Below are 1462 nucleotides of genomic sequence, written 5' to 3' on the forward strand. Positions count from 1 at the left end.
CAATACTGTTTAGATAGGTAATTTTCTGTCAGAATAACCGCCATGTTTTGTTTCTGGGGAGACATGGCAATGGCACGTACCAAAGCACAATTACCTGTAGGCGCTCGTCTGGCCGATTATCTGACGGTGGGCTATCTGGCGATGCGCTGTCCCATCGGAAAAGTCCGGAAGACCTTGGCGCAACAAGGCTTGGAAAGTCAGCGGCGACGGGGACTGCCCCACGACGTCCTGATTTATTTTGTCCTGGCGATGGTCCTCTATGCCAACGTCGCCTACGAGGAGGTTCTCCGTTTGGTGATTGAGGGGTTACGGCCCCTGCTCGGAGAGAAGGGCTTGAGGCAGGCCACCGTCAGCAAGGGGGCCATCTCCCAGGCGCGCGGCCGTGTCGGTGCGGGTCCGCTGAAGGCGTTGTATCAAGAGCAGGTCCAACCGCATGGCCCGGCAGAGATGCCCGGCGTGTTCTATCGCGGCCTACGAATTATGGCCATTGACGGCTCCACCCTGGACATGCCGGATGAAGCCGCCAATGCGGAGTGCTATGGCTACCCCCCTTCTTCTCGGGGTGCGTCGGCTTTTCCCAAGCTCCGTTTTGTCGCCATGGCCGAATGTGGGACCCACACCTTGTGCTATGCAGAACCGGGTCCTTACGACCAGGGGGAGCGAGATCTGGCCTTGTCAGTCATGGCGCATGCGGATTCCAGCATGCTGGTGACCGCCGACCGAGGGTTTTATGGCTACGCTTTCTGGAAGCACTCCCTCGCCACGGGCGCCCGTCTGCTGTTTCGACTGAGTAGCGTCGTGCAATTGCCCCGAGAAGAAGTCTTGCCCGACGGGTCGTATCTCAGCACCATTTACCCCAGTTCTGCAGACCGAAAAAAACAGCGCCATGGCATCCGGGTGCGGGTTATCGAATATACCTTGAAGGGCATCCCCGATGCTGAGCCGGTTTACCGCCTGATCACCAGCTGGTTGGATCCCATTGAGGCGCCCGCCCTGGAATTGGCCGCCCTGTATCACCAGCGCTGGACCATCGAATCCAGTTTCGATGAGCTCAAGACCCACCTGGCAGAGCGCCAGGTCGTACTGCGCAGCAAGCGACCGGAGTTAGTGGAGCAGGAGTTCTATGCACTCCTGTTAGTCCATGCAGCTATCCGCCACCTGATGACCGAAGCCGCAGCGCAAACCGGTCAGGCCGCGCAGGATCTGTCCTTCATCCATGCGGTGCGCGTCCTCCATCGCCGTCTTCCCGCTGTCGGCGCTCTTCCCCCCTCGGGGTAGGTCTGCCTGGTTGCAGAGTGTGTTGCAGGAAATGGCTTCCGGTCGCGCTGTTACCAGTCGGGGTAAGCGTAACCCACGCGGAGTGCGCCGAAAAATGAGTTCATATCCAATCAGGGATAGAGGCGATCCATTAAGGGTTCCCTGTAACCCGTGCGCCGTGATCGTTACTAACTAAACATTATTG

1 protein-coding gene is annotated in these 1462 nt (G+C 58.5%); it reads left to right on the forward strand.

Features of this window, described 5'->3' with window-relative positions; genetic code table 11:
- Positions 1 to 69: 69 nt before the first annotated feature.
- The gene (locus BLW97_RS17905) at positions 70 to 1278 is read left to right on the forward strand and encodes an IS4 family transposase (RefSeq protein ID WP_075324148.1); all 1209 of its coding nucleotides are present in this window, start codon (positions 70 to 72) and stop codon (positions 1276 to 1278) included.
- Positions 1279 to 1462 lie beyond the last annotated feature (184 nt).

The sequence above is a fragment of the Acidithiobacillus albertensis genome, from assembly GCF_001931655.1.
Classification (GTDB): domain Bacteria; phylum Pseudomonadota; class Gammaproteobacteria; order Acidithiobacillales; family Acidithiobacillaceae; genus Acidithiobacillus; species Acidithiobacillus thiooxidans.